Consider the following 21156-nt stretch of genomic DNA (forward strand, 5'->3'; position numbering starts at 1 on the left):
TTCGATCCGCATGTCGCGGGTCATGCAAGCGGCACTAATTCCACGACAATAATTCGCCGACGACTTTCACGACGTCGTATGTCGTGTTTTCAGGCGGTGAGCCGGCACGTCGCGAAAACCCTCGTTCTCAAGACGCTAGCTCCCGCACATGCAACGGCTGGCGTTCGCTTTCGGGCAACGAACCGGTGACTGCTGTTGGCGCATCTCGGAAGGGGAAGGCGCTTTGACGCACGGCAGCGGGCGCATCCCTGCTGTCGGACCCCGCTATCTTCGCGAAAATATCAACCAGACCAGGGACGAGGCGCACCCAGCCCGCCGAGTGGCGGCAGTGGTGCCCTACCTGCGCCTACCACCCCTACGCCGACACCCGCCGGCATGCCAGCCGTACCGCCGCCGACATGGACGACGACGGGTGCGACCGTCCACTGGCGGACCAGCACCTCGACTGTTGACCGCGCCGAAGCACCAGCGCAACCACGCCTATGCGCACTGCCGGCGTGGCTCCCGACAACGCCGCGCCGTCCCCTTCGTCGTTCATCCCGCTGCCCCCTTCCGGGAATCCCGGTCTAGCCGCCCCCCGCGGCCCTGACCCAGGATTCACCCGATGGACATCACCGCACACCTGCCTTCCGCCGCCGACACCGACACCCTCGCAGCGGCCGCCCGCGCTGTTCTTGACCCCTCCGGCCTCGGCCCCATCGACCGCGTACCTCTCATCCCCGAGGCCGCCCGCCGCCGACACCGCGTCTTCGTCCCCGCCGACCACCGCTTCAAGGCCGCCGCCCGCTTCATGCAGGCACTCTGGCGCGAGGACCGCGGCCTCGCGATCGGCACCCACGTCAATCGCCACGAGCCGCACCGCCCCCGGCGCCTCGGCTCACGCATCTCGACCGCGGCCGGCGCGCTCGGCGCCAACTTCCTTCATCCAGACATCGTCCCGGTGGTCACGCGCGCGCTCGCCTACCGTGAGCCGAGCGCGGCCTACGACATCGACCGCCTCAAGACGAACCTGCTGTCCTCCCAGCCGCTGGCCTTCAACCTGTTCGGCCTGCTCGCCCGCGACCCCGCACTGGCCACCCGCTTCGTCACGGAGTTCCTGCCGGGGACGCTGACGGAGGTCACCGACATACTGTTCGAGCACTCGCCGGGCCGCGGCGACCCGCGTTTCACGGCCGACCGCACCGCCTACGACGTCGTCTTGCGCGGCCGGGACACGACCGGCGCACGCGGCCTGATCTGCATCGAGATCAAGTACAGCGAGCCCGGCCACGAGCCCGCGCCCCCACCCCACCCGCGGCACACGCAGATCGCGCACGCCACCCCGGGCCTGCTCGTGGACCCCGAGGCTCCGACCCTGACAAGCGCCACCTGTCAGCAATTCTACCGCCAGCACTGCCTCGCGAGCGCGATGCTGACAGCCGGACTCGCGGACACGGCGACCCTGGCCTTCATCGCCCCCACCCACAACCAGTCTGCGCACGCCGCGGCGGCGACCTACCGGCGCCACCTCACGGACCCGCAGACGGGCCCAATACCGTTCGTGCCCACGACGCTGGAGCACGCGTTCGCGGCCATAGCGACCGCCGGCCTCCCGGACCACGCCCGCGCCCTTCACCGTCGCTACACCGACTGGTGGCTCGTCGACGGCGAACTCGACCTCGCCGCAGCAAGCACACCTGCTGAGGCCACCGTGTCCCCCATAACCGACACCTCGGCGTTGCGTCGCATGCAGACCCGAGCGCCACGCCGGCGCCCGAGCCGTTCTCCTGGGCTGCCCGTCTCGCGCGCAGTCTGAACTCACTCACCTACCGACTGGGACTGGCATACCATCCGTGCGCCGGCCCCAGAACGGCTTACACCCGCGGCACCCGATCCGCGCACGAGTGCTGACACCAACACTTCATCGCCCCGACCATCGCGCACCACTGTGCAGGCCCGCCCCGGACTTCGTCCGAGCGACTTACGCACAAGCACAAACATCCGCTGCGCCGATCGGCACCACCCCTGATAAGAATAGCTACTAACTCTAGCTGCACAGAAGGGCGGTTTACAACGCTACGAAGGTCGGCGGCAAAATTAGCCGTCCCCGCATGATAGCACACATCCCCGACGACTATATTCAGCAAGCAGACAAGATAAACATACCTGGGGCGCAAGGCGATCCTAGAATGGGCCTCGTCTGCAACATCAAGGCTACATAGTCTAAGGGGCACCTATGACCGACGCACCACCACCATTACCTCCGTTCAAAGAAGACGGGTACAGAACCGTCGAGCCCCGGATCTCGTTCACAATCGAGCGAACCATTGTCGCATACAGGAACGAGATCTGTCGTGCCTGGACCGACCCGGAGCAGCTCAAGCGCTGGATCGTCCCACCGGACCAAGATCTCGTCTCCTGCTACCTCGAATCCGAAGACCGGATGGTCTGGTACACCAAAAGCCATGCGGACAGCGAGAGCTGCGTAGAGCACGTCTTAGACTGCCAGACGTGGTTCCCATACAGCCGTATGGAGATTGCATTCTACACATCCGCCGTGCCGGGCATGATGGATGAGCACCCGGTCTTCCTACAGGTGGAACTCCAAAAGCAAGAGCGGGACGACACGGTAGTCTCCACCGACTACAAGCTTACGCTCCAATACCACAACGCTACTCTATGGCGATATACCAGCCGGATCGATCTGCATACCTTCTGGCTCGAAGCCACAGAACGCCTCACACGGCTCATCGAGCGCAGTAGCACTCTGAGCAAGGCAACGACCCCAACTCAGCGGCTGCAGATTAGCTAGCAAGAACGATCCCGGAAGCGCACGCCGTTTCCGGGATCCCCTCTTGCGGGGTGAAGCGCCTTCTCGTCGGCGACACTTCGTCGAAAGAACTGCCTACGCCACCCAATACAAACACTACTTGCGATCGCCCACCCTGATCACAGGATGACCAAGCGACCACTCGTCTCCCGCGCAACAGACCGGTGCAGCGCGCTTCAAGCAAACGCTACGTTTGCGACAGGGTGTACTGCACCCATTCACCCCGATCTCGCTTCCAGGACACCGGCACGGTTTACACAGCCGCCACGGGATAAACAAGCAAATCCAACCCCTGATGGCTTCGTGCAAGTGATGCGAAGGCACACTGTATCTAACTGCGCTACCATAGTCTATAAAATCGCCGTCGACCGACAGCGCCGCACCAGCGTCGGCGGCAGGCGCTACTTATCTGGTCCGCACCTCCGTGCCTGCCAACAGCAGGCGCCACTTCTCTGGCACCCATACGCGCTCGCCTCGCAGCACTGGTGCGGCGTCCCACCCACCGGGCGCCACACGATGTTCACGCACCATCCCGATCCCACCCCCTTCGTCACCTCACTCACCACATGCCGCCGAGTCGACGTCACACCGCACGCGCTCGCACACGCGCTCGGGGCCGCATTTCTGTCTACGCGCACACCGGAGGGCGCGAGCCCAAGCCCAATCGCAATCGCAATCGCAATCGACCTCAACATCGGCATCCAAGGTCGAGGCGCGATCACCTTCTGCTGCCAAGAAACAGGCATCAGCGAACGTCGACCTCTGCGAGCGCAACGCCGATCACACTGGGAATTAACAGTCGCGACGGAGCATGACGGACGCATTCACGGAGAGACTCGAACTCCCGCCTTTGCGCTGACCGTGGCTCTGACGCCGCTCCTTCATCCAGGGCGATCCACCGCAACCCGCATCGGCATGTCCCTTCACCTCGTTCATGAACCCTGGTGGCCATCCGACCTAACCGACACGCTCACAAGCCTCGTCGACACCTGGCTTCGGTGCATCGCGGAACGCGCGCAATCAACAGCGTGAGCCAGCCGGGAGCGGTACGCGAAGTACCGCGACCACCCGAGGCGGCACATCGACGAAATCGCGCCGATCCCGGCCCTGCCAAGTGCCTGAAACTTGGCACGTCTGACCACGCGACTTCTGCCAACATGCCGCCTCGGCCGCACCCAACGACCTGTAGCTCACACCCACCCAGAAGCGGCCTTCTTTGATGTATCTCTCATCAAGCAGAAGATGCGTGCTGGCCGCAATGCGCCATTTCCAGACCTTCGCCACTGGCTGTTCGAATGGTCGCTCGCCGTCCGACAGCGGACTTCAGAGGGCCGTGATTGCTTAGCAGGTGCCCGAGCATATTAGGGGGTATATTTTGGGCTGTTCCTGGGCGAGCGGCTGGCCGCCCCGAACTGGCTCGGCATCGCGCTCATCGCCGCCGGCGCCGTGCTGGTCGCCTACCGGGCGTGTGGATGGCCCCCCGAAACGGAAGGGGGCGATCCGACGACCGCCCCCTCGGCACCGCTACTGCGCGGCTTGCACCTGGACCGTCGCACCGGTCTCGCCGGGCTTGCCCTCGACGATCACGAGGATGCGCCGCGCCGCGGCGTTGGGGTTCTGCGTCACCTGGCGGATCGGTCCGACCGCGTTGACGATGGCGGCGCCCGCAGGGTTCGTCATGAAGGCGGCGAGCGGTTCCAGCGGCCCGGCGCCCTTCGGGTCGGCTGAGAGAGCGAGCAGGTAGGGGCTCTTCGGCGTCAGCCCGGTGACCGCGGCCTGCAGCGTCTGCAGCACGCCCTGGTCGAACAACGTCACCTGCGTCACCGGCTTGCCGTCCGGCCCGTCGAGGGTCAGCCGGCTCGACTGGCCGGCCGCGCCGAGGGGCTGCAGGTTCGGGGCGCCCGCGCTCTCCGGGACCGCCGCGGGCAGGTAGGCCACGCCTTGCGGGCCCTGGCCGATCGGGATCGTTGCGGTGACGGCGTTGGTGCCGGTGTCGATCACCGCGACCGCATCGGCATTCTCCAGGCCGACATAGACCCGCGATCCGTCGCCCGAGGGCCAGAGGCCGTGCGGGAGCGCGCCGGTCGGGATCGTCACGACCTGCGAGAAGTCGTCGGTGCGGAACACCTTGACCTGGTTGAGCCCGCCGACCGTCACGTAGGCGAACTGGCCGGCCCTGGTGCGGGCGATGTTAACGTGGTTAGTGATCGGCCCCGTCTCAATGGTCTTGAGCGCCTTGAACGGCGGCGCGGCCTCGAAGACCTGGACCCGGCCGACATCCTTCAGGGTGAACCAGACCTGGCGGCCGTCGGGCGTCGCCGCGATGTCGGGGCAGAACGGGCTCTCCTGCTTGATCCGCCCGACGATCTGCCGGCTCTTGACCTCGATCGCGACCGTCTCGGGGCTGAAGCTGGAGCAGACGTAGCCGTACCGGCCGTCGGGCGAGAAGATCGTCATGCCGGGCCCGTTCGGCACCGTGATCCGGCCCGTCTCCTTGCCCGTCGCCGCGTCGAGGATCGCCACGTAATCCTCGCCGCGCACGCTGACCCAGACCTCGCGCCCGTCCGGCGTGAAGAACGCCTCGTGCGGCGAGCGGCCGACATAGGTCGTGTGCCGCACGGTATTGGTGGCGGTGTCGATGAAGCTGACCGAGTTCGAGCCGATTGAGACCGCGAGCAGAGTCTTGCGATCGGGCGAGAAACCCATGCCGTGCACGAGGAGCTGGCCGCGATAGAGCGGGCTCAGGTTCGCGGGCGTGGTGTCGCCGAGGCGGATGACGCCGAGGAGCGTGTTGGCGGCGGGGTCGATCACCGAGACCGTGTTGGAGAACTGGTCCGAGGTATAGAAGCGGTCGCGGGGGCCGACCGGCACGTCGGGCGCCGAGGCGGGGCCAGGCGCCTGGCCCGCGAGCGCGGTTCCGCCGAGAAGGGCGAGCACGAGGGCCGCCGGAATGAGGTGTCGCATCGGATGTCGTCTCGCTGGGTGTGTGGGCCGGGCGGCTCAGTGATGGTGCGGGGCCGGAGCTTTCGGCGTGGCGGGAACGGCGGGCGGGCGCTCGGCGAGCGCGCGCCGCATGACCTCGATCTCCTGGGCCTGCTCGACGATGATGCCCTGGGCGAGCCGGCGCAGGACGGGGTCGCGCCCATAGGCGAGTTCGGCTTTCGCCATATCGATCGCGCCCTGGTGGTGCGGGATCATCATGGCGGCGAAGTCCCGGTCCGGATCGCCGGAGGGCGGCACGGCCATGTCGGCATGCATCCGGGTCATCGACTGGGCCATCAGCGCGTCGAAGCCGTCCGGGGCGCTCTCGGCATGCCCGGTCCGCATCATCATCATGCCGCCGCCCGCCAGGCCGCCGGCCATCAGGGTGGCGATCAGGATCGCCGTCGGTGCGCCGCGCATCGTCTCTCCCGGTTCTCGAAGGTCACGCCGGGAGAGATGCCGGGGAGCGGCGGATATTCCCCGACCGGGCGAAACGCACCGATCACGGCTGCGTGATGCGATTTTCCGACCGGCCGGGGGAATACCGCGGCCTCATCCGGCATCTTTCGTCGCGAGCCGCGGCATCCATCCGCCACCGCCCGCCCCGAAGAGCGCCATTGTGGAGAACGCCTTGGACGACCTCGCCGCCCTGATCGAGCCGCAGATCCCGGCGTTGCGGCGCTACGCCGTCGCGCTCCTGCGCGAGCGCGAGGCGGCCGACGACCTCGTCCAGGACGCCCTCGAACGCGCGATCCGGGCCTGGCCGCAGCGCCGCCGGGACGGCGACCTGCGCGCCTGGCTGTTCGCGATCCTGCGCAACCGCTACCTCGAAGGGGGGCGCGGCCGCCGCGGCGTCGAGGTCGGCCCGGAGCTGCTCGACGACGTCGCGGATGCCTCCGCCGATCCCGGGGCCGCCCTCGGCGTCCGGGACGTGCTCGACGGGCTCGCCGGCCTGCCCGAGGATCAACGCTCGGTCCTGCTCCTCGTCGCGGTCGAGGACATGTCCTATGCCGAGGCCGCCGCGGTGCTCGCCGTGCCGATCGGCACGGTGATGTCGCGCTTGAGCCGGGCGCGGGGCCGGATGCGCGCTTTCCTGGACCTCGCACCGACCGTCGTCACCGGACACCTGCGGAGGGTGAAATGACCGCGTCCGACCCCCGGCCCGTCGGCGAGGACGATCTTCACGCCTTCGTGGACGGCCAGCTCGATCCCGGCCGCCGCGCCACCGTCGAGGCCTGGCTCGCCGAGCACCCGGACGCGGCGGCCCGGGTCGCCGCCGACGGGCAGGCCCGCGCCCGCCTGCGCGCCCGCCTCGCCCCGATCGCCGACGAGCCGATCCCGGCCCGGCTGCGGGTCGCCCATCTGGCGCGCCCGCGTCCCGCCCGAAGCAGCCGCTGGCTGCCGGGCGCCGCGGCGGCGATGGTCTGCCTCGCCTTCGGCGGGGCGGTGGGTTGGGTCGGGCGCGGGGCGGTACCGCCCGCGGCGGCGCCGGTCGAGCCGATGACGCAGGCGGCGGTTTCGGCCTTTCGCACCTACGTGGTCGAGGCCGTCCATCCGGTCGAGGTCCGCGCCGACGGGACGCCGCATCTGGAGCAGTGGCTCTCGCGGCGCGTCGGCCGGCCGGTCAGGGCGCCGGATTTGCAGTCCCAAGGGTTCCGCCTGATGGGCGGGCGCCTGCTGCCGGCCGGCGACGAGCCGGCGGCGATGCTGATGTACGACGACGACCGCGGCACCCGCCTGACGCTCTACAGCCGCGCCGGCGCGGCCGGGGGACGCGGCGTCTTCCGCTACGCCCGCGAGGGCGACGTCGCCGCCTTCTCGTGGATCGACGCCGGGATGGCCTACGTGGTGACCGCGCGCACGGACGAAGCGCGGCTGCTGCGGGTCGCCGAGGCGGTCGACGCCCAGGCGAGCGGACGAGAAAGCGGGCCGCGGTGACGCCGGGCCAAGCTCGGTCGAGAAGATGGGCAGGGGGAGCGAGCATGACGGAACGCGTGCCGGGGCCGTCCGGACGGCCATGACCCTCGACCAGCTGCGCATCTTCGTGGCGGTGGCCGAGCGCCAGCACGTCACCCGGGCCGCCGAGGCGCTCAACCTCGTCCAGTCGGCGGTCAGCGCGGCCATCGCCGCCCTGGAGGGCCGGCACGCCGTCAAGCTGTTCCACCGGGTCGGGCGGGGCATCGAGCTGACCGAGGCCGGCCGCCTGTTCCTCGCGGAGGCACGCGCGGTGCTCGCCCGCGCCGAGGCGGCCGAGCAGGTGCTCGCCGACCTGAGCGGCCTGCGCCGCGGCACCCTCGCCATCCGGGCAAGCCAGACCATCGCCGGCCATTGGCTGCCCCGCCACCTCGTCGCGTTCCGGGCGGCCTATCCGGACATCATCCTGCGGCTCGGCATCGGCAATACCGCGCAGGCAGCCGAAGCGGTCCGCTCGGGAATGGCGGAGCTCGGCTTCGTGGAGGGCGCCGTCGAGGATGACGGCCTCGCGAGCCTTCCGGTCGCGGAGGATCGGCTCGTCCTCGTGGTCCGCCCCGGGCACGAACTGGCCGGCTGCTCGCAGCCGGGCCCCTCGGACCTCGCCGCAATCGCCTGGGTGCTGCGCGAACCCGGATCCGGGACGCGCTCGGCCCTCGAATCCGCCGTCGCGGCCGCCGGCCTCGCACCCGACGCGCTCACCGTGGCGCTGGAACTGCCCTCGAACGAGGCGGTGCTCGCCGCCGTCGCGGCGGGGGCCGGCGCGAGCGTCCTGTCGGAGGCGGTGGTCGCCCCCTCCCTGCGGACCGGGACACTCGTCGCCGTGCCGCTCGGTCTGCCGGCACGCACCTTCCGGGTCCTACGCCACAAGGAGCGATACCGCAGCCGGGCCGCGGACGCGCTGCTCGACCTGATCCGGGGGGCCGAGCCGTGAGCAACGTCGAACCCGACGATCCGCGCGTGCGGCTGGCAGAAGACCGGACGGTGCTCGCCGCGGAACGCACCTACGCCGCGTGGCTGCGCACCGGGCTCGCGTTTCTGAGCGTCGGTTTGGCTGCGCAACGCTTCCTGTCGGAGATGCTGCCCGGCTGGCCGCTGCGGATCATGGCTCTGGCACTCGTCGCCTGCGCTTTCGGATGTTTTTGTGCGGCGGCCTGGCGCGATCACGCCGTGAGGCGATCCCTCGCGTCGGCACCGATGCGGATGATGCCCCGTGCCCTGCCCCTCGGCATCGCGCTCCTGCTCTCCGCTGTCGCGAGCCTCGCGGCCGTGACGCTGTGGCAGGTCTGAGTACCTCCCGGCGCTCACTCCACGGTCACGCGCACGCGGTGCCACGCGGCGCTGAGGTAGCCCTTGTAGTTCCAGGTGTCGTCCGGCAGCGCAGGCTGGGTCTGCCCGGCCTCGTCCCAGGCGCGCACCGCCAGCTCGTGCTCGCCTGGGGGGAGATCGAGGTCGATCGTCCAGAACGTCCAGGCGAAGCGCGCCCGCGCATCGTGCTCGAGCGCCGCTTGCGCCCAGGTCCGCCCGCCATTGCCGGAGACGTCGACGCGCACGACGGCGCGGTCGCCCGACACCGCGTAGCCGCGGATTGTGTTCGCCCCGGCCGCCAGCCGTGCCCCGCGTGCGGGCTCGCAGATCGCCGCGTTCAGCGGCATCGTGTTGATGGTGTGACCCTGGGCGGGGTCGGCCGTCTCCGCCGTTACGTCCGACGGGAACAGCTTGTAGTCCTCGGCCTGGATCGGGTTGTCCGACGGGTGGTCCTGCACCGTGATGCGCTTTAGCCATTTCGGGCTGCGCACCCCGGCGAAGCCCGGCACGACGACGCGCAGCGGGAAGCCGTGCTCCGGCAGCAGCGGCGCGCCGTTCATCGCGAAGGCCAGCAGGGTCTCGGGCGCGAGCGCCTTGGCCAACGGAATCGAGGCTCCGTAGGGCCGGCCCTCGACGAGGTCGTGGCTCTCGAAGGCGACGTGCAGGTCCGCACCCTCGGCGATCCCGGCCTCGCGCAGCACGTCGCCCAAGCGGACACCGGTCCAGTCGGCCGTGCCGATCGCGCCGCCGTCCCATGGGTCGCCGGAGACCGGCGCCACCGCCCGCATGTCCGCGCGGCGGTTGCCCGCGCACTGCATCGTCGCCGTCACGGTGGCCTCGATATGACGCGACCGCAAGCTCTCCAGCGACAGCTCCAGCGCCGTCGGGATCGCGCCGTCGAGGTGGAGGCGGTAGCCGTCCGCATCGATCTCCGGCAGGTCGCCGTGCGAGCGCACGTAGAAGTCGTCGGCTGCCGTGCGATAGGAGGCGCGCAGCCGCGCGAGGGGCGGCTCGGCATTGTACGGCGCCTCCCCGTGGACGATCAGGCGCGCCCTGCGCTCGGCCAAGCTCGACATGCGGGTCTCCAGGCTGGTGGATCGCGGGACAACGTGCCGGGACCGGATCGGTCCCGGCGTGCTTCCCCGGCTTCGCCGTCGCGACGGCGGGCCGGGCACGTCACCGTCAGGGCTGCGGCTTCATTGCCGCGAGGTAGTCGACGATGGCCTTCACGTCGGCCTCGTCGATCGGTGCCTTGTAGACGTGGACCATCTTGTTGACGGTCTCGGTCCACTGCGCCTTCGACAACTTGGGCTGGGTCAGCACCATTCCGGCCGAATGGCAGGCAAGGCAGTTGGTGTTGGCGGCCTCCGCCCCGGGGCCCTCCGGGAAGAAGCGGTCGGAGGTGGGCAGCTCGACCTGCTGCGAGGTGAAGCGCATCGGCTCGGTCGCCTCGGCGGCGAATGTCGGGGTGGAGGCCAGCGCGAGCGCGGCGAGCAGGAACGCGGTGCGGGATGTGACCATGGCTCTCTCCCTCAGGCGACGTGAAGCGACACGGTCTCGACGCCGTTCTGCATGAACCCGGCCCCGTTCCAGACCCGCTCCATCGGCTGGGCCAGCCCGTTCGTGTTGGTGCAGCGGACCTTGATCGCGTGGGTGCCGGCCGCGAAGGCCGGCAGGTCGCCCTCGAACCGCCGGAAGCTGTAGGGGCCCTCGTCGGCTCCGAGCTTGCCCAAGGACCACGTCGCGCCGCCGTCGGCGGAGATCTCCACCGTCCTGACCCCGCAATCGCCCCCGAAGGCGATGCCGCGAACCGCCACCGGCGAACCGGCCGCCGCCCGTGCGCCGTCGCGCAGGTTGGTGACGAAGGCGCGCGGGACCATGCGGTTGATCGGCACCGTCTTGAACCCGGTCTGACCGGGCTTGATGTTTGCCCCCGGCACGTCCGGGATGCGGTAGGCGGTCTTCATCCAGTACTGGTCGTCGGGCTTGTCCAGCACCTCGATGTCGGACAGCATCTTGACCCAGTAGGTCGAGTACCAGCCTGGCACCACCAGGCGCAGCGGAAAGCCGTTGAGCAGCGGCAGCTGCTCGCCGTTCATCGCGTAGGCCAGCATGACCTCGCCGTCGCGGGCATGGTCGAGGTCGAGCGACTTCTTGAAGTCGGGCGCGTCGTCCACGACGGGTTCGTCGAGGCCGCTGAAGCGGACTTGCACCGCTCCACCCTTCACCCCGGCGCGGTCGAGCACGTCCTTCAGGCGCACGCCCGTCCAGCGCGCGTTGCCCATCGAGCCGTTGGCCCACTGCGCCCCCGGCACCCGCGGCTCGAACAGGCCGCGGGAATTGCCCGAGCATTGGTTGACGGCGGCGATCTCGAAGCGCGGCAGCCGGGCGAGCTCGTCGAGCGACAGCGACAGCTCCCGGTCGACATGGCCACGCACCGTCAGCCGATAGGCGTTCGCGTCGACCTCGGTGGGGATCGAGGCCCAGTGCCAGCGCACGTAGAAGCGGTCGTTGGGGGTGAACACGCCCTGGTCGAACACCTCGAACGGCGTCTCCAGGAGCGGCGGGCGCGTCCGCTGCAGGATCATCGGCCCCTTGCCGGGGAAGGCCGTGGTCAGGTCGCGCAGGTCGGGGCCGCCGGGCTGCGGGAGCTTGACCGTGCCCGCAGCCCAAGCCGGCACCGCGGCCGCGAGGCTGCCGAGGCCAAGACCACTGAGGCCAAGACCGGCGAGCATCGCGCGGCGGGGAATGGCAGGATGGCTCAAGGGTGTTCCTCCGGGTCCGGGCCGAGCGTCTCGCGCTCTCCCTTGGGTGATGGAAAGTATCTTCCATGAGACAGGGCTTCCAACGGAAAGTCCTGCTCGTTCCGATCGATTGGAGAGATCGTTTCCCTCCGGCGCGCCGGGAAACGGTCGTCCGAGGACGCTCGGTTAGGCGATGCCGAGGAGTTGGATCAGGCAGAGGCTGACCGCGGTGAGGGCGAGCAGGGAGGCGACCACCGCTAGCGTGACCCGCAGCCCCGCGCCGGCGACGCTGCGCACGTCGACCCCGAGCCCGAGCGCGGCCATCGACACGATGGTGAGCACGTTGGCGGTCGCGGCGATCGGCGGCAGGGCGGCCTGCGGGATCAGCCCGCCCGAGCGCAGGCCGGCCATCGCCAGGAACGCCAGGATGAACCACGGCACGAGGCGGTGGATCGCGACGCGGCCGGGCTTCGGACGCTCCCCCGCGGTGACGTGCGGGGCCGGCTCGTCCGTCTCCTCGCGCAGCCGGCTCGCGCCGAGGGAGAGCGCCAGCACCACCGGGCCGAGCATTAGTACCCGGACCAGCTTGACCAGGGTGCCGACCTGGACGCTCAGCGCCGCCACCGGCGCCGTCGCGGCGAGCACCTGCGGCACGGCGTAGACGGTGAGGCCGGCGAGCACGCCGTACTGCATCGGCGACAGGCCGAGGAGCGGCACGAGCAAGGGCAGGCCGAGCACGACCAGCACCCCGAGCACCGCCGTGAAGGCGATGGAGGAGGCGACGTCCTCGCCGTCCGCACCGATCACCGGGGCGGTCGCGGCGATCGCCGAGTTGCCGCAGATCGAGTTGCCGCAGGCGACGAGGATCGCGAGCCGGGGGTGCAGACCTAGGGCGCGGCCGATGCCGTAGCTTGCCGCGATCGCCGCCATCACCACCACGGCGATGCCGACGAGCAGGCCGGGTCCGGCCGCCAGCAGGGTTGCGAGGCTGAGCGAGGCTCCGAGCAGGACGACGGCGACTTCGAGGACAGTCTTGGCGCCGAAGGCGATGCCGGGGAAGTAGCGCGCGCCCGGATTCCACACGGTGCGCAGGGCCGTGCCGAGCACGATCGCGAGCACCAAAGCCTCGAGCCAGGCTCGGCCGAACAGGTGTTCCTCGGCCGATTCGAGCGCGAGGGCGGCGCCGGTCACCGCGAGGCACAGGAGGAGGCCGGGCAGGAGGCGGCGCAGGGGGGTAAGGGGGGATGCGATGAGGGTCGCGGCGGTCATGATGGTCTCGCGGAGTCGCTTGGATCTGTCCCCACCGTGCCAATCCACGAGCATTCGATCCAACAGAACGTTACGATGGTTCTGTTCGTCATTACCGATCATTGCGACCGTGCCGACGACGATGCCGGTCGTCGGGTGGACAGGTTCACCTGCCCTTGAAACTCCGAGCCCACGACCAAACTTCCCGGTGAACGGTCACGCCCGGCAGACGGGCATGATTATGCGACCGGAGCAGGTGCGAGCCAGCCTCATGATCCCCGATCGGCCGATCGTGCGCCTGCTGGCGGCGGTGATCCTCGTGATCCTCGCCTCCTTCGTGCCGCCGGCAGTCCAGGCCCATGAGGGACACGCCCATCACGCTGGCCACGGTTCCGCGACGCACATGCGGACCGCCTCGGTGGCAGCGGTTCCGGCTGCGAATCTTGCCGGGCATGTCGCCCGGGCCGAGCCTCTGGCCTGCGCGGAGACCGCGCTCCGGATCACCGCTGTCGCGCCCATCCGGGACGCTGGTTGCTGCCCCGGCCCCTGCCGGGTCCGCTGCTGCGGAACGATGGCCTGCTGTGCCGCCGGCATTCTGCCCGGCCAGCCCGTCCTGGCGCCGATCTCGTTCCGGGCCGTCAGGCTGGTCCCGCGCAACGCCCCCGTTCGCACCGGCGCCGGACCCGAAGCCCTGCCGAGGCCTCCCCGAGCCCTCGCGTGAGATGAGGCGCGCCTGAAGGCGCGCAACGCCCGAGTTGTGCCCGCATCGACGGTGCACCTCCGGCTCTCACGGCACGGGCAGATCCCGCGGCTGCCGATCCCGCCTCTCGCCGCCCCGGGTGCGGCCGCCCCGCCTCCTAGGCGAAGTCCGCGCACGCCCCGCCCCCCCGGGGCCGTCCCGGGCGGCCCGTTCGAAACGATCCCCATTCGAAGCAGAGACCGATCCATGACCGCCCCTCGCACCTTCGCCGCCATCGTCCTCCTCTCGGCCGGCCTCGCCGGTCCCGCCCTGGCGCAGGCGTCGCACGACCATCGCTCCATGCCCGGGCACGGGATGGGCAAGACGAAGCCGGACCCGAAGGACACCGCCTCGACCGTTGAGTTCAAGGCCGCCGACGCGGCGATGATGAAGGAGATGCATGTCGCCTACACGGGCGACCCGGACGTCGACTTCCGCACGCACATGATCCCGCACCACAAGGGCGCGGTCGCCATGGCGAAGGTCGCGCTGACGCACGCCAAGGACCCCGAGACGCGAGCGATGGCGCAGAAGATCATCGACGATCAGGAAAAGGAGATCGCCGACATGGAGGCGTGGCTGAAGCGGCACGGCCGGTAGGCACCGCGCGGGCCGGGTTCATCCCGGTCCGCTTCCCCCGATATCGACCGACTGCTTGAGGAAATTCGCATGCCAGCCACCGCAAAGAAGGCCGTCCTCTACCGCATGGTGATGGAGAAGCACCTCTGCCCGTACGGGCTGAAGGCCAAGGACCTGCTCGAACGCCAGGGTTTCGCGGTCGAGGATCACTGGCTCACCACGCGCGAGGAGACCGACCGCTTCAAGGCCGAGCACGACGTCAAGTCGACGCCCCAGACCTTCATCGACGGCGCGCGCGTCGGGGGCTACGACGACCTGCGCCGCCGCTTCGGCACAACGGCGAACGACCCGAACGCGACGACCTACACGCCGGTCGTTGCGGTGTTCTCCATGACGGCGCTGATGGCGCTTGCGGCCAGCTATGCCGTCACCGGCACGCCGTTCACGATGCGCGCGGCCGAGTGGTTCATCGCCTTCAGCATGTGTGTGCTCGCCCTCCTCAAGCTGAAGGACGTCGAGAGCTTCTCGTCGATGTTCCTGGGCTACGACCTGCTCGGCCAACGCTGGGTCCGCTACGCCTACGCCTATCCGTTCCTGGAAGGCCTCGCCGGCATCCTCATGGTCGCGGGAGCCCTGAACTGGCTGTCGATCCCGGTGGCCCTGTTCATCGGGACGATCGGGGCCGTCTCGGTGTTCAAGGCGGTCTACGTCGACAAGCGCGAGATCAAGTGCGCCTGCGTCGGCGGGTCGAGCAAGGTGCCGCTCGGCTTCGCTCGCTGACCGAGAACCTGATGATGGTCGCCATGGCGGTTTGGATGCTGGCGATGCACGCATGAGCGCGGCGGCCGCGCCGCCATCGACCGAGGTCGCACGACCGGCGGAATCCCGTCTGCCCGGGTTCGACGGGGCAGAATTTACTTCGAGTCCAAGGCCCAGGCGCCCCCCGGGAGCATGCCGGTCCGGGCCCGTCGCACTCGGACGTTGCACTGGTTGCTCGATGCGTCGAACGGCTTTCGAAGCGGCGAAGCTGCTCGGCTCTAGAAACGACCGACGGGCATCGGAGAACCCGATGCCCGCACGGTCTCGCGTCTCGAATCTCGAGGCTACGCGGCCCGGCGGGCGTGACCCTTGCCGCGGCGCGACACGCCGAGGCCCTTGCGGGCATCGCACTTGAGGCCGTGGCTGTGCCAGCCCTCCGCGGGGGCCTGCTGCCAGCCGTGATGGCAGCCATGCGCTGCGGCAGGGCCGATCCAAAGAGCCGTCAGCAATCCGATCGAGACAGCGAGGGTGCGCATGCGAAGATCCTTCTCAGGTGGGAAAATCAGGTCTCAGAACCGGCCGGCAAGCGTCAGCCGCACGGCTGTCGGCTCGACCGGGTGGAAGTGGCGGTCGGCGACGCCGCCCGCGTCCTCCCCCGGCAGGCGTGACACGTAGTAGTAGGTGATCTGATCCGCCTTGGCATTGGTCACGTTCAGCACGTCGAGGGAGAGGCTGACGCCGTTGTCGAAGTTGTACCCGACCCGGCCGTTGAGAAGCGCGGTCGGCTTCGAGCGCACCGAGTTGTCCTCGATCAGAGGGCGCGGCCCGAAATAGCGGAGTCGCAGTGAGCCGAACCAGCCCTGGCCTTCGCCGAACGTGATGCCCGCCGACGCGATCGTGGTCGGCGCCTCGGGCACCCGCCGGCCGACCGGGTCGCGGTCGGCGAAGCGGGCGTTGGTGAGCGTCAGGTCGCCCTCCAGGGCCAGCCAGGGCGTGACGGCGTAATGGTTGCTCCACTCGATACCGAACCGCCGTGTCGGCCGGCTCGGCTCGGTGGTGCCGGTGTCGCCCTGGAACAGGTTCTCGGACGCGAAATCGAGCCGGAACAGCGCCAGGGAGGTTTCCAGCCCTGTGATCGAGCGGTTGCGGATCCCGACTTCGTAGCCGGTCGAGGGGACCAGGAACGGCGAGCGGGACACGTTGAACAGCGGACTGACCGGATCGACGGTGGCCGTGACGCCGCGAGCATCGTTCGAATGGAAGCCGCCGCCGTAGTTCACGTACAGCTCGGTATCTAGCCACGGCCCGAGCACCGCCCCGAGCTTCGGATTGACGATGCCGTCGCGGGCGCGGCCCGAATTCGCCGGGGTGTCGGAGCGGACATCGGCATAGTAGCCGTCGGCCCGGAAGCCGACGCTGGTGCGCAGCCAATCGGTCCAGCGCACCCGGTTCTCGTAGTAGAACGCCGCGCTGGCCTCCAGCACCCGGTCGTCCAGCACCGTCGAGCGGTACTGCCGCGCCGTCGTGTTGAACAGGCCGACCCGGATGTCGTCGGTGCGGGTCTGCACGCCGAACTCGTTCTCTATGGCGAGCCCGAACAGGTCGCCCTGGAACACGCGCGAGATTTCACCGCCGCCGAGCACGCGGCTGTCGCGCTGGCGGAATTGGTCGCCGTTGACCGGATCGTTTAGGAAATACGTGAAGTTGTTCCAGAGGTTCATCTGGTATCGGATCACGTAGGCCGAGGCCCGCGTGATGCCGCTGTCATCCGACTGGCTCCAGCGCCCCGACAGCGAGAAGCGCCCGGTATCGCCGCCATCGCTCGGGTCGAGGGTGCCGTAGCGACCGATGATCCCCTCCGCCACCGCCCGCTCGGGAATCTGATTGGTGGCATTCCACTTGGCCCAGTAGGCCATGCCGGTGACCGCAAAGCCGTCGAGCGGCGTACCCTGGCTGTAGCGCACCACGCCGTTGAACTTGCGGAGGGTATCAGGCACCACCCACGGGCCGTCATAGGTCTGCGCCTCGCCCGCCATGAGCAGGTTGCCCGCGCCGAGCGGTGCCGACGCGGCCGAGAAGGCTCGCTTAAGACCGAAGCTGCCCAACGTCGTCAGCGCGATGTTGCGGTTGAGCTTGTCGAGATAGTCGATCCGCACCGAGCCGGCCGAGGCGAAGTCACCGTCGCGCACGAAGTACGGGCCCTTGTGGAACTCGACCGCGCCGACGAGCTCGGGGATCAGGAAGTTGAGATCGGCGTAGCCCTGGCCGTGGGCATGGGTGCGCATGTTCACCGGCATGCCGTCGACGTTGATGGCGATGTCGGTGCCGTGGTCGAGGTTGAAGCCACGCAGGAAGTACTGGTTGGCTTTGCCCTCACCCGAGTGCTGCGTGATGATGAGGCCCGGCACTTCCTCCAGCACCTCGCCGGGTCGGGTCACCGGGCGGCTGTTGATCTGCGCCCCCGTGATGATGCCGGCACTTGCAGCATCAAACGGTCGAAGCGCGCCGCCGATGCCGGTGACGCCGCCGACATAGCCGGCGCTGGCGTTAGGTGTGCCCGATGACGTGGCGGCCGGTGCTTCCGGTGCGACCGTGATCTCGGAGAGCGCGATGGTATCTGCGGTCTCGGTCATCGCCGGCGCGGCCCAGGCGTGGGAGGCGACCAGCAGGACGCTGGCGGAGCTGAGCAGGCTGTATCGACGCACCCTGTGGGCAGATGACAAGGTAGAGCGGGCCAACGGCGTTCCAGAAGCGGCATCGAGGCGTGCCCCTCGCACGTCCCGCGTATGAGAAATCTACGCAAAGTTCACACCGCCGGCTGTGGCCGGCGGTCCTCAGTGGCCAGCGTTGTCACCGTGCGGGTGCGGGTGGTTGGCCGGTTCGGCGCTGTTCTCGGGAATGAGGTGCAGGTGGCCGTAGCGCACACCCCGCTGGGTGATGATGCGATCGGCGTAAGCCTGCATGGCCGGCACAGATCCATGCAGCACCGCAACTTCCAGGCAATCGTCCCTGGTCAGATGCACATGCATGCTGGCGATAGACACCCCGTGGTGGTGTCCTTCATCGGTGAGACGGCGTGCCAGGTCGCGGGTGCCATGATTGTAGACGTAGCTCAGCGTCCCGTAGTAGGACGCAGCGCCCGCCTGATCGCCCTGGGATGGGGCGACCGCATCGCGGACGAGGTCACGCACGGCCTCCGAGCGGCTACCATAGCCGCGTTCGGTACACAGACGATCCATCGCCGCCAGCAGCTCGTCGTCAATGGTGATCGTGATGCGCTGCATGCCCGCTCCGTCAACTGCTCGATGGCTTTGGTAGGAGCATGGCGAGCGCGTGAACAGCTAGGGGAATGGCGCGCCTTCGCGCGGCTCATGCCCCAGCGGTCATTCCATCACATGAACTGGCATGTAAGAAAAACGACCTGTTCCTGACAGCCAGAAGAGCCTTCGGCGGTGACGCACTTGACGCCGGAGCCCGGCGACGCAGCGAATGTCAAGGAGCCTGTCATGAAATCAAATGTCTGGAAAATCCTCGCGACCGGACATTCCTGACATAGTTTGCGAGGAGCCGCTTTGGGTCAGTTGTTCGCATGCCCCTTGGTCTGCTGAGCGACCTCGCCGACCTCTGGCTCTAGCGCCTGGAAGAACACGCGCACGCGACGACGCTGCATCACCGACTGCTCCGTATGTGACAGCACCACCCGCGTGGCCGCATCGCCCTTTTCGCACTGATTCGCACGCCGCCAAGTGTTTGAAACTTGGCGCGTCTGACAACGATCATTCTGCTGACATGGCGCCTCGGGCGCACTCAACGATCTGTAGCTCAGCCCACCGCACACAGCCGCCCTTTTGATGTGTAGTTCACCACCCCGATCCGGGAAACCCGCTCCAGAGGCCGCCATTATCGCCGCGGCCGCAACGGAGCAACCCCGGCCATGCCCGCCGACCTACACGAGCGCGTCACCGCCACCATCCTGCAGCAGCTCGACACCGCGGACCCCGACGCCTGGACACCGCCCTGGCACGGCGACGACCCGCTGCCGCGCAATGCGCTCACCGGCAAGCGTTACCGAGGCCTCAACATCCTGGCGCTGTGGTGCGCGGCCCAAGCCCACGGCTACACCGACGCCCGCTGGGCGACCTATCGCCAGTGGGCGGCGCTCGGCGCGCAGGTTCGTCGTGGCGAACGCGGCAGCCTGATCCTGTTCTATAAAGACCTGCCGACCGCCGACCGAGCAGACACAGCGCAGGGTACCGACACCGACAACCACGCAATCGCTGCCCGCTTCATTGCCCGTGCCTCGACCATATTCAACATCGCCCAGGTCGATGCCGCGCCCCAGGCGACCGCGCCGACGGGATCGCCGCCGGCCCTGCAACCCACCTTCGACGCCTTCGTCACCGCCACCGGCGCGCACATCAACGAAGGCGGCGCACGCGCCTGCTACGTCCCGGCCACGGACACGATCCACCTGCCGCCCCGGACCGCCTTCCACACGCCCACACGCTACGCGGGCACGCTCGCCCACGAACTCATTCACTGGACCGGCGCCCCCCACCGACTCGCCCGCGACCTCACCGCCCGGTTCGGCGCCCGCGCCTACGCCGCCGAGGAGCTGACGGCTGAACTCGGCGCCGCCTTCGTGCTGGCAGACCTCGGCCTCGCGCGCACGCCCCACCCGGACCACGCCGCCTACTGCGCCTCCTGGGCACCGCTCCTACGGGCAGACCCGCGCGCACTCAGTCACGCCGCCACCCAAGCCTCGCGCGCGGCCGACTATCTCACCGCGCTGCAACTGGGCCGCCAGGAGGAAGCGGGGACACAAGACGAGGCAAGCTTCTCTTACGCACCAACGCCGGAGGCGGCTTAGGCCGGATCCCAGATGAGACTAGCCGCCGCGGACACCGTGCCGGCGAACGCAGCATGAACACCGTATTCACCGTCTACCTCTCGTGCTCGACGTCCACCGCCCACCACCACGGCGGATTCGATTCACGGGCCCCGAGCCAAGGATGCTCGACTTCGTGGGGTCGAGGCCGCGCTCCATGATCAAGAAGATGGTCTCCGTGCGCTGCCAGCTCAGGCTGCTCGACGGCGCCACCCGTATATCGCACCCGGCCGCATTCAGACGGCCGCACCCGTCAAGCGTATTCGGAGGCCGGACGTGCCAACAACCCTGTCCATCGAACATCAGATTCCCAGCCCGTTCACACATCCCGCCTTCCTGGCGCGTCACAGGCAGGCGAACCGCAAACTGGATCGGCGGCACGGGGGCATCGAGACCGATGTACTCGCGCTTCGAGCCGCCGCGACAATCGCCTCGACAGCACCTGACCCGGCAACCCGACGCATCGCCTACCGGCTGCTCGTCCGTTGCAGCATCCTGGCGTCGATGAGCCTGACCGACTGCGAAGGGGAGGTGGTGGTGGACTCCTTCTTCGCGATGAAGGAGGCCGAGCACGGAGGCGATCGGCTGGCCGCATTTCAGAGTCACATCGATACCGTCATCGCGGCAACGCACACGAACGCGCCGCGCGAGGTACTTCCCGTGGTCTGGCGCGAACTAGAGCCGTTCATCCGCCCCCTGACCGATCGGAACTGGGCCGCCTTCCTGAAAGTCATCGCCTGGTGCTCAGCCGAAAATTTTCGGGATGATCCGGCACGGATACGCCATAACATCTATCTTCTCCGCCAACTTCGACAGCTGGTCGGCGGCACGGCCCGTGCAACCAATTAGAACTACTGGGGCTGGAACTGCGCACGTGGCCCCAGCCCCGAATATATCGCCGCCGCCACGGACGGAGGACGGCGATGAACAACACGGAACAGTACGGCGCGATGTCGATCGAGGACTTCTGCCGCTGGGCTGGGATCGGCCGTTCCCTGGCCTACAAGGAGATCGAAGCCGGCCGCCTTCGTATCAAGAAGGTCGGCCGGCGTACACTGATCACTATGGACGCGGCACGCGCCTGGCTCGCGAACCTGCCCGACGGGGACGCCGGAAACGCTGCGTAGCC

20 protein-coding genes and 2 pseudogenes are annotated in these 21156 nt (G+C 68.7%); 13 read left to right on the forward strand and 9 right to left on the reverse strand.

The window, feature by feature from the left end:
* The first annotated feature begins 604 nt into the window (after positions 1-604).
* The 3 genes and pseudogenes from HBB12_RS06030 to HBB12_RS06040 form a co-directional block, all read left to right on the forward strand.
* Positions 605-1795: a PGN_0703 family putative restriction endonuclease gene (locus tag HBB12_RS06030; protein ID WP_236988525.1), complete on the forward strand. Its 1191-nt coding sequence runs from the start codon at positions 605-607 to the stop codon at positions 1793-1795.
* A gap of 420 nt (positions 1796-2215) precedes the next feature.
* Positions 2216-2791, forward strand: coding sequence for an SRPBCC family protein (locus tag HBB12_RS06035; RefSeq protein ID WP_236988526.1), 576 nt, complete (start codon positions 2216-2218; stop codon positions 2789-2791).
* Between the two features lie 1386 nt (positions 2792-4177).
* Positions 4178-4273, forward strand: a pseudogene (locus tag HBB12_RS06040) (EamA family transporter); the annotation flags it as partial.
* Between the two features lie 60 nt (positions 4274-4333).
* Here HBB12_RS06040 and HBB12_RS06045 read toward each other — a convergent pair.
* Entirely contained in the window at positions 4334-5773 is a 1440-nt protein-coding gene (locus HBB12_RS06045) for a YncE family protein (RefSeq protein WP_236988527.1), read from the reverse strand.
* 36 nt (positions 5774-5809) lie between these two features.
* Positions 5810-6211 (reverse strand): CopM family metallochaperone, encoded by a 402-nt coding sequence (gene copM, locus HBB12_RS06050; RefSeq protein WP_048431829.1) that lies wholly within the window; start codon positions 6209-6211, stop codon positions 5810-5812.
* Between the two features lie 211 nt (positions 6212-6422).
* Between copM (HBB12_RS06050) and HBB12_RS06055 the strand changes: the two genes are divergently transcribed.
* The 4 genes from HBB12_RS06055 to HBB12_RS06070 all read left to right on the forward strand — a co-directional run bounded on the left by HBB12_RS06055 (position 6423) and on the right by HBB12_RS06070 (position 9052).
* Positions 6423-6935: a sigma-70 family RNA polymerase sigma factor gene (locus HBB12_RS06055; protein ID WP_048427049.1), complete on the forward strand. Its 513-nt coding sequence runs from the start codon at positions 6423-6425 to the stop codon at positions 6933-6935.
* Entirely contained in the window at positions 6932-7729 is a 798-nt protein-coding gene (locus HBB12_RS06060; RefSeq protein WP_048427050.1) for an anti-sigma factor family protein, read from the forward strand. Before HBB12_RS06055 ends, HBB12_RS06060 begins: the two co-directional genes overlap by 4 nt.
* A 79-nt stretch (positions 7730-7808) precedes the next feature.
* Positions 7809-8696 carry a LysR family transcriptional regulator gene (locus HBB12_RS06065; protein ID WP_232388833.1) on the forward strand — a complete coding sequence of 296 codons (888 nt, stop codon included), beginning with the start codon at positions 7809-7811 and terminating at the stop codon, positions 8694-8696.
* A complete protein-coding gene (locus HBB12_RS06070) occupies positions 8693-9052 on the forward strand; it encodes a YidH family protein (RefSeq protein WP_236988528.1) in 360 nt (119 codons plus the stop codon). The genes HBB12_RS06065 and HBB12_RS06070 overlap by 4 nt, the downstream gene beginning before the upstream one ends.
* A gap of 14 nt (positions 9053-9066) precedes the next feature.
* Here HBB12_RS06070 and HBB12_RS06075 read toward each other — a convergent pair whose 3' ends face one another.
* From HBB12_RS06075 to HBB12_RS06090, 4 genes are all read right to left on the reverse strand, one after another.
* Positions 9067-10146: a molybdopterin-dependent oxidoreductase gene (locus HBB12_RS06075; protein WP_232388835.1), complete on the reverse strand. Its 1080-nt coding sequence runs from the start codon at positions 10144-10146 to the stop codon at positions 9067-9069.
* 106 nt (positions 10147-10252) lie between these two features.
* Complete coding sequence (locus tag HBB12_RS06080; protein WP_236988529.1) at positions 10253-10591, reverse strand: c-type cytochrome; 339 nt, start codon at positions 10589-10591, stop codon at positions 10253-10255.
* 11 nt (positions 10592-10602) lie between these two features.
* Positions 10603-11805, reverse strand: coding sequence for a molybdopterin-dependent oxidoreductase (locus HBB12_RS06085; RefSeq protein ID WP_236992678.1), 1203 nt, complete (start codon positions 11803-11805; stop codon positions 10603-10605).
* A gap of 195 nt (positions 11806-12000) precedes the next feature.
* Positions 12001-13083 carry a YeiH family protein gene (locus HBB12_RS06090; protein ID WP_232388837.1) on the reverse strand — a complete coding sequence of 361 codons (1083 nt, stop codon included), beginning with the start codon at positions 13081-13083 and terminating at the stop codon, positions 12001-12003.
* A gap of 250 nt (positions 13084-13333) precedes the next feature.
* Here HBB12_RS06090 and HBB12_RS06095 point away from each other — a divergent pair, with 250 nt between their 5' ends.
* The 3 genes and pseudogenes from HBB12_RS06095 (at position 13334) to HBB12_RS06105 (ending at position 15216) form a co-directional block, all read left to right on the forward strand.
* Entirely contained in the window at positions 13334-13783 is a 450-nt protein-coding gene (locus HBB12_RS06095) for a hypothetical protein (RefSeq protein ID WP_236988530.1), read from the forward strand.
* Positions 13784-14008: 225 nt separating this feature from the next.
* Positions 14009-14401: a CopM family metallochaperone gene (gene copM / locus HBB12_RS06100; RefSeq protein WP_236988531.1), complete on the forward strand. Its 393-nt coding sequence runs from the start codon at positions 14009-14011 to the stop codon at positions 14399-14401.
* Positions 14402-14470: 69 nt separating this feature from the next.
* A pseudogene (locus tag HBB12_RS06105) lies at positions 14471-15216 on the forward strand (MauE/DoxX family redox-associated membrane protein).
* Positions 15217-15483: 267 nt separating this feature from the next.
* Here the strand turns inward: HBB12_RS06105 and HBB12_RS06110 are convergent.
* The 3 genes from HBB12_RS06110 to nikR form a co-directional block, all read right to left on the reverse strand.
* Positions 15484-15675, reverse strand: a complete 192-nt coding sequence (locus HBB12_RS06110) for a hypothetical protein (RefSeq protein WP_048427058.1) — start codon at positions 15673-15675, stop codon at positions 15484-15486.
* 33 nt (positions 15676-15708) lie between these two features.
* The gene (locus HBB12_RS06115; RefSeq protein ID WP_236988532.1) at positions 15709-17772 is read right to left on the reverse strand and encodes a TonB-dependent receptor; all 2064 of its coding nucleotides are present in this window, start codon (positions 17770-17772) and stop codon (positions 15709-15711) included.
* A 201-nt stretch (positions 17773-17973) separates the two neighbouring features.
* Positions 17974-18423 (reverse strand): nickel-responsive transcriptional regulator NikR, encoded by a 450-nt coding sequence (gene nikR / locus HBB12_RS06120; protein WP_127728850.1) that lies wholly within the window; start codon positions 18421-18423, stop codon positions 17974-17976.
* 650 nt (positions 18424-19073) lie between these two features.
* Between nikR and HBB12_RS06125 the strand changes: the two genes are divergently transcribed.
* The 3 genes from HBB12_RS06125 to HBB12_RS06135 all read left to right on the forward strand — a co-directional run bounded on the left by HBB12_RS06125 (position 19074) and on the right by HBB12_RS06135 (position 21154).
* Positions 19074-20009, forward strand: a complete 936-nt coding sequence (locus HBB12_RS06125; protein ID WP_236988533.1) for an ArdC family protein — start codon at positions 19074-19076, stop codon at positions 20007-20009.
* Positions 20010-20303: 294 nt separating this feature from the next.
* A complete protein-coding gene (locus tag HBB12_RS06130) occupies positions 20304-20876 on the forward strand; it encodes a hypothetical protein (protein WP_236988534.1) in 573 nt (190 codons plus the stop codon).
* 74 nt (positions 20877-20950) lie between these two features.
* Positions 20951-21154 (forward strand): MerR family transcriptional regulator, encoded by a 204-nt coding sequence (locus tag HBB12_RS06135; RefSeq protein WP_236988535.1) that lies wholly within the window; start codon positions 20951-20953, stop codon positions 21152-21154.
* Positions 21155-21156 lie beyond the last annotated feature (2 nt).

The sequence above is a fragment of the Methylobacterium sp. SyP6R genome (assembly GCF_019216885.1).
Taxonomy (GTDB): Bacteria; Pseudomonadota; Alphaproteobacteria; order Rhizobiales; family Beijerinckiaceae; genus Methylobacterium.

Coding starts and splice junctions, on each gene's coding strand:
- HBB12_RS06085 (WP_236992678.1), bottom strand. CDS start 11,805: ATGCTCGCCGGTCTTGGCCTCAGTGGTCTTGGCCTCGGCAGCCTCGCG.
- copM (WP_236988531.1), top strand. CDS start 14,009: ATGACCGCCCCTCGCACCTTCGCCGCCATCGTCCTCCTCTCGGCCGGC.
- HBB12_RS06135 (WP_236988535.1), top strand. CDS start 20,951: ATGAACAACACGGAACAGTACGGCGCGATGTCGATCGAGGACTTCTGC.
- HBB12_RS06125 (WP_236988533.1), top strand. CDS start 19,074: ATGCCCGCCGACCTACACGAGCGCGTCACCGCCACCATCCTGCAGCAG.
- HBB12_RS06095 (WP_236988530.1), top strand. CDS start 13,334: ATGATCCCCGATCGGCCGATCGTGCGCCTGCTGGCGGCGGTGATCCTC.
- HBB12_RS06030 (WP_236988525.1), top strand. CDS start 605: ATGGACATCACCGCACACCTGCCTTCCGCCGCCGACACCGACACCCTC.
- HBB12_RS06045 (WP_236988527.1), bottom strand. CDS start 5,773: ATGCGACACCTCATTCCGGCGGCCCTCGTGCTCGCCCTTCTCGGCGGA.
- HBB12_RS06075 (WP_232388835.1), bottom strand. CDS start 10,146: ATGTCGAGCTTGGCCGAGCGCAGGGCGCGCCTGATCGTCCACGGGGAG.
- HBB12_RS06080 (WP_236988529.1), bottom strand. CDS start 10,591: ATGGTCACATCCCGCACCGCGTTCCTGCTCGCCGCGCTCGCGCTGGCC.
- HBB12_RS06090 (WP_232388837.1), bottom strand. CDS start 13,083: ATGACCGCCGCGACCCTCATCGCATCCCCCCTTACCCCCCTGCGCCGC.
- HBB12_RS06065 (WP_232388833.1), top strand. CDS start 7,809: ATGACCCTCGACCAGCTGCGCATCTTCGTGGCGGTGGCCGAGCGCCAG.
- HBB12_RS06115 (WP_236988532.1), bottom strand. CDS start 17,772: ATGACCGAGACCGCAGATACCATCGCGCTCTCCGAGATCACGGTCGCA.
- nikR (WP_127728850.1), bottom strand. CDS start 18,423: ATGCAGCGCATCACGATCACCATTGACGACGAGCTGCTGGCGGCGATG.
- HBB12_RS06110 (WP_048427058.1), bottom strand. CDS start 15,675: ATGCGCACCCTCGCTGTCTCGATCGGATTGCTGACGGCTCTTTGGATC.
- copM (WP_048431829.1), bottom strand. CDS start 6,211: ATGCGCGGCGCACCGACGGCGATCCTGATCGCCACCCTGATGGCCGGC.
- HBB12_RS06060 (WP_048427050.1), top strand. CDS start 6,932: ATGACCGCGTCCGACCCCCGGCCCGTCGGCGAGGACGATCTTCACGCC.
- HBB12_RS06035 (WP_236988526.1), top strand. CDS start 2,216: ATGACCGACGCACCACCACCATTACCTCCGTTCAAAGAAGACGGGTAC.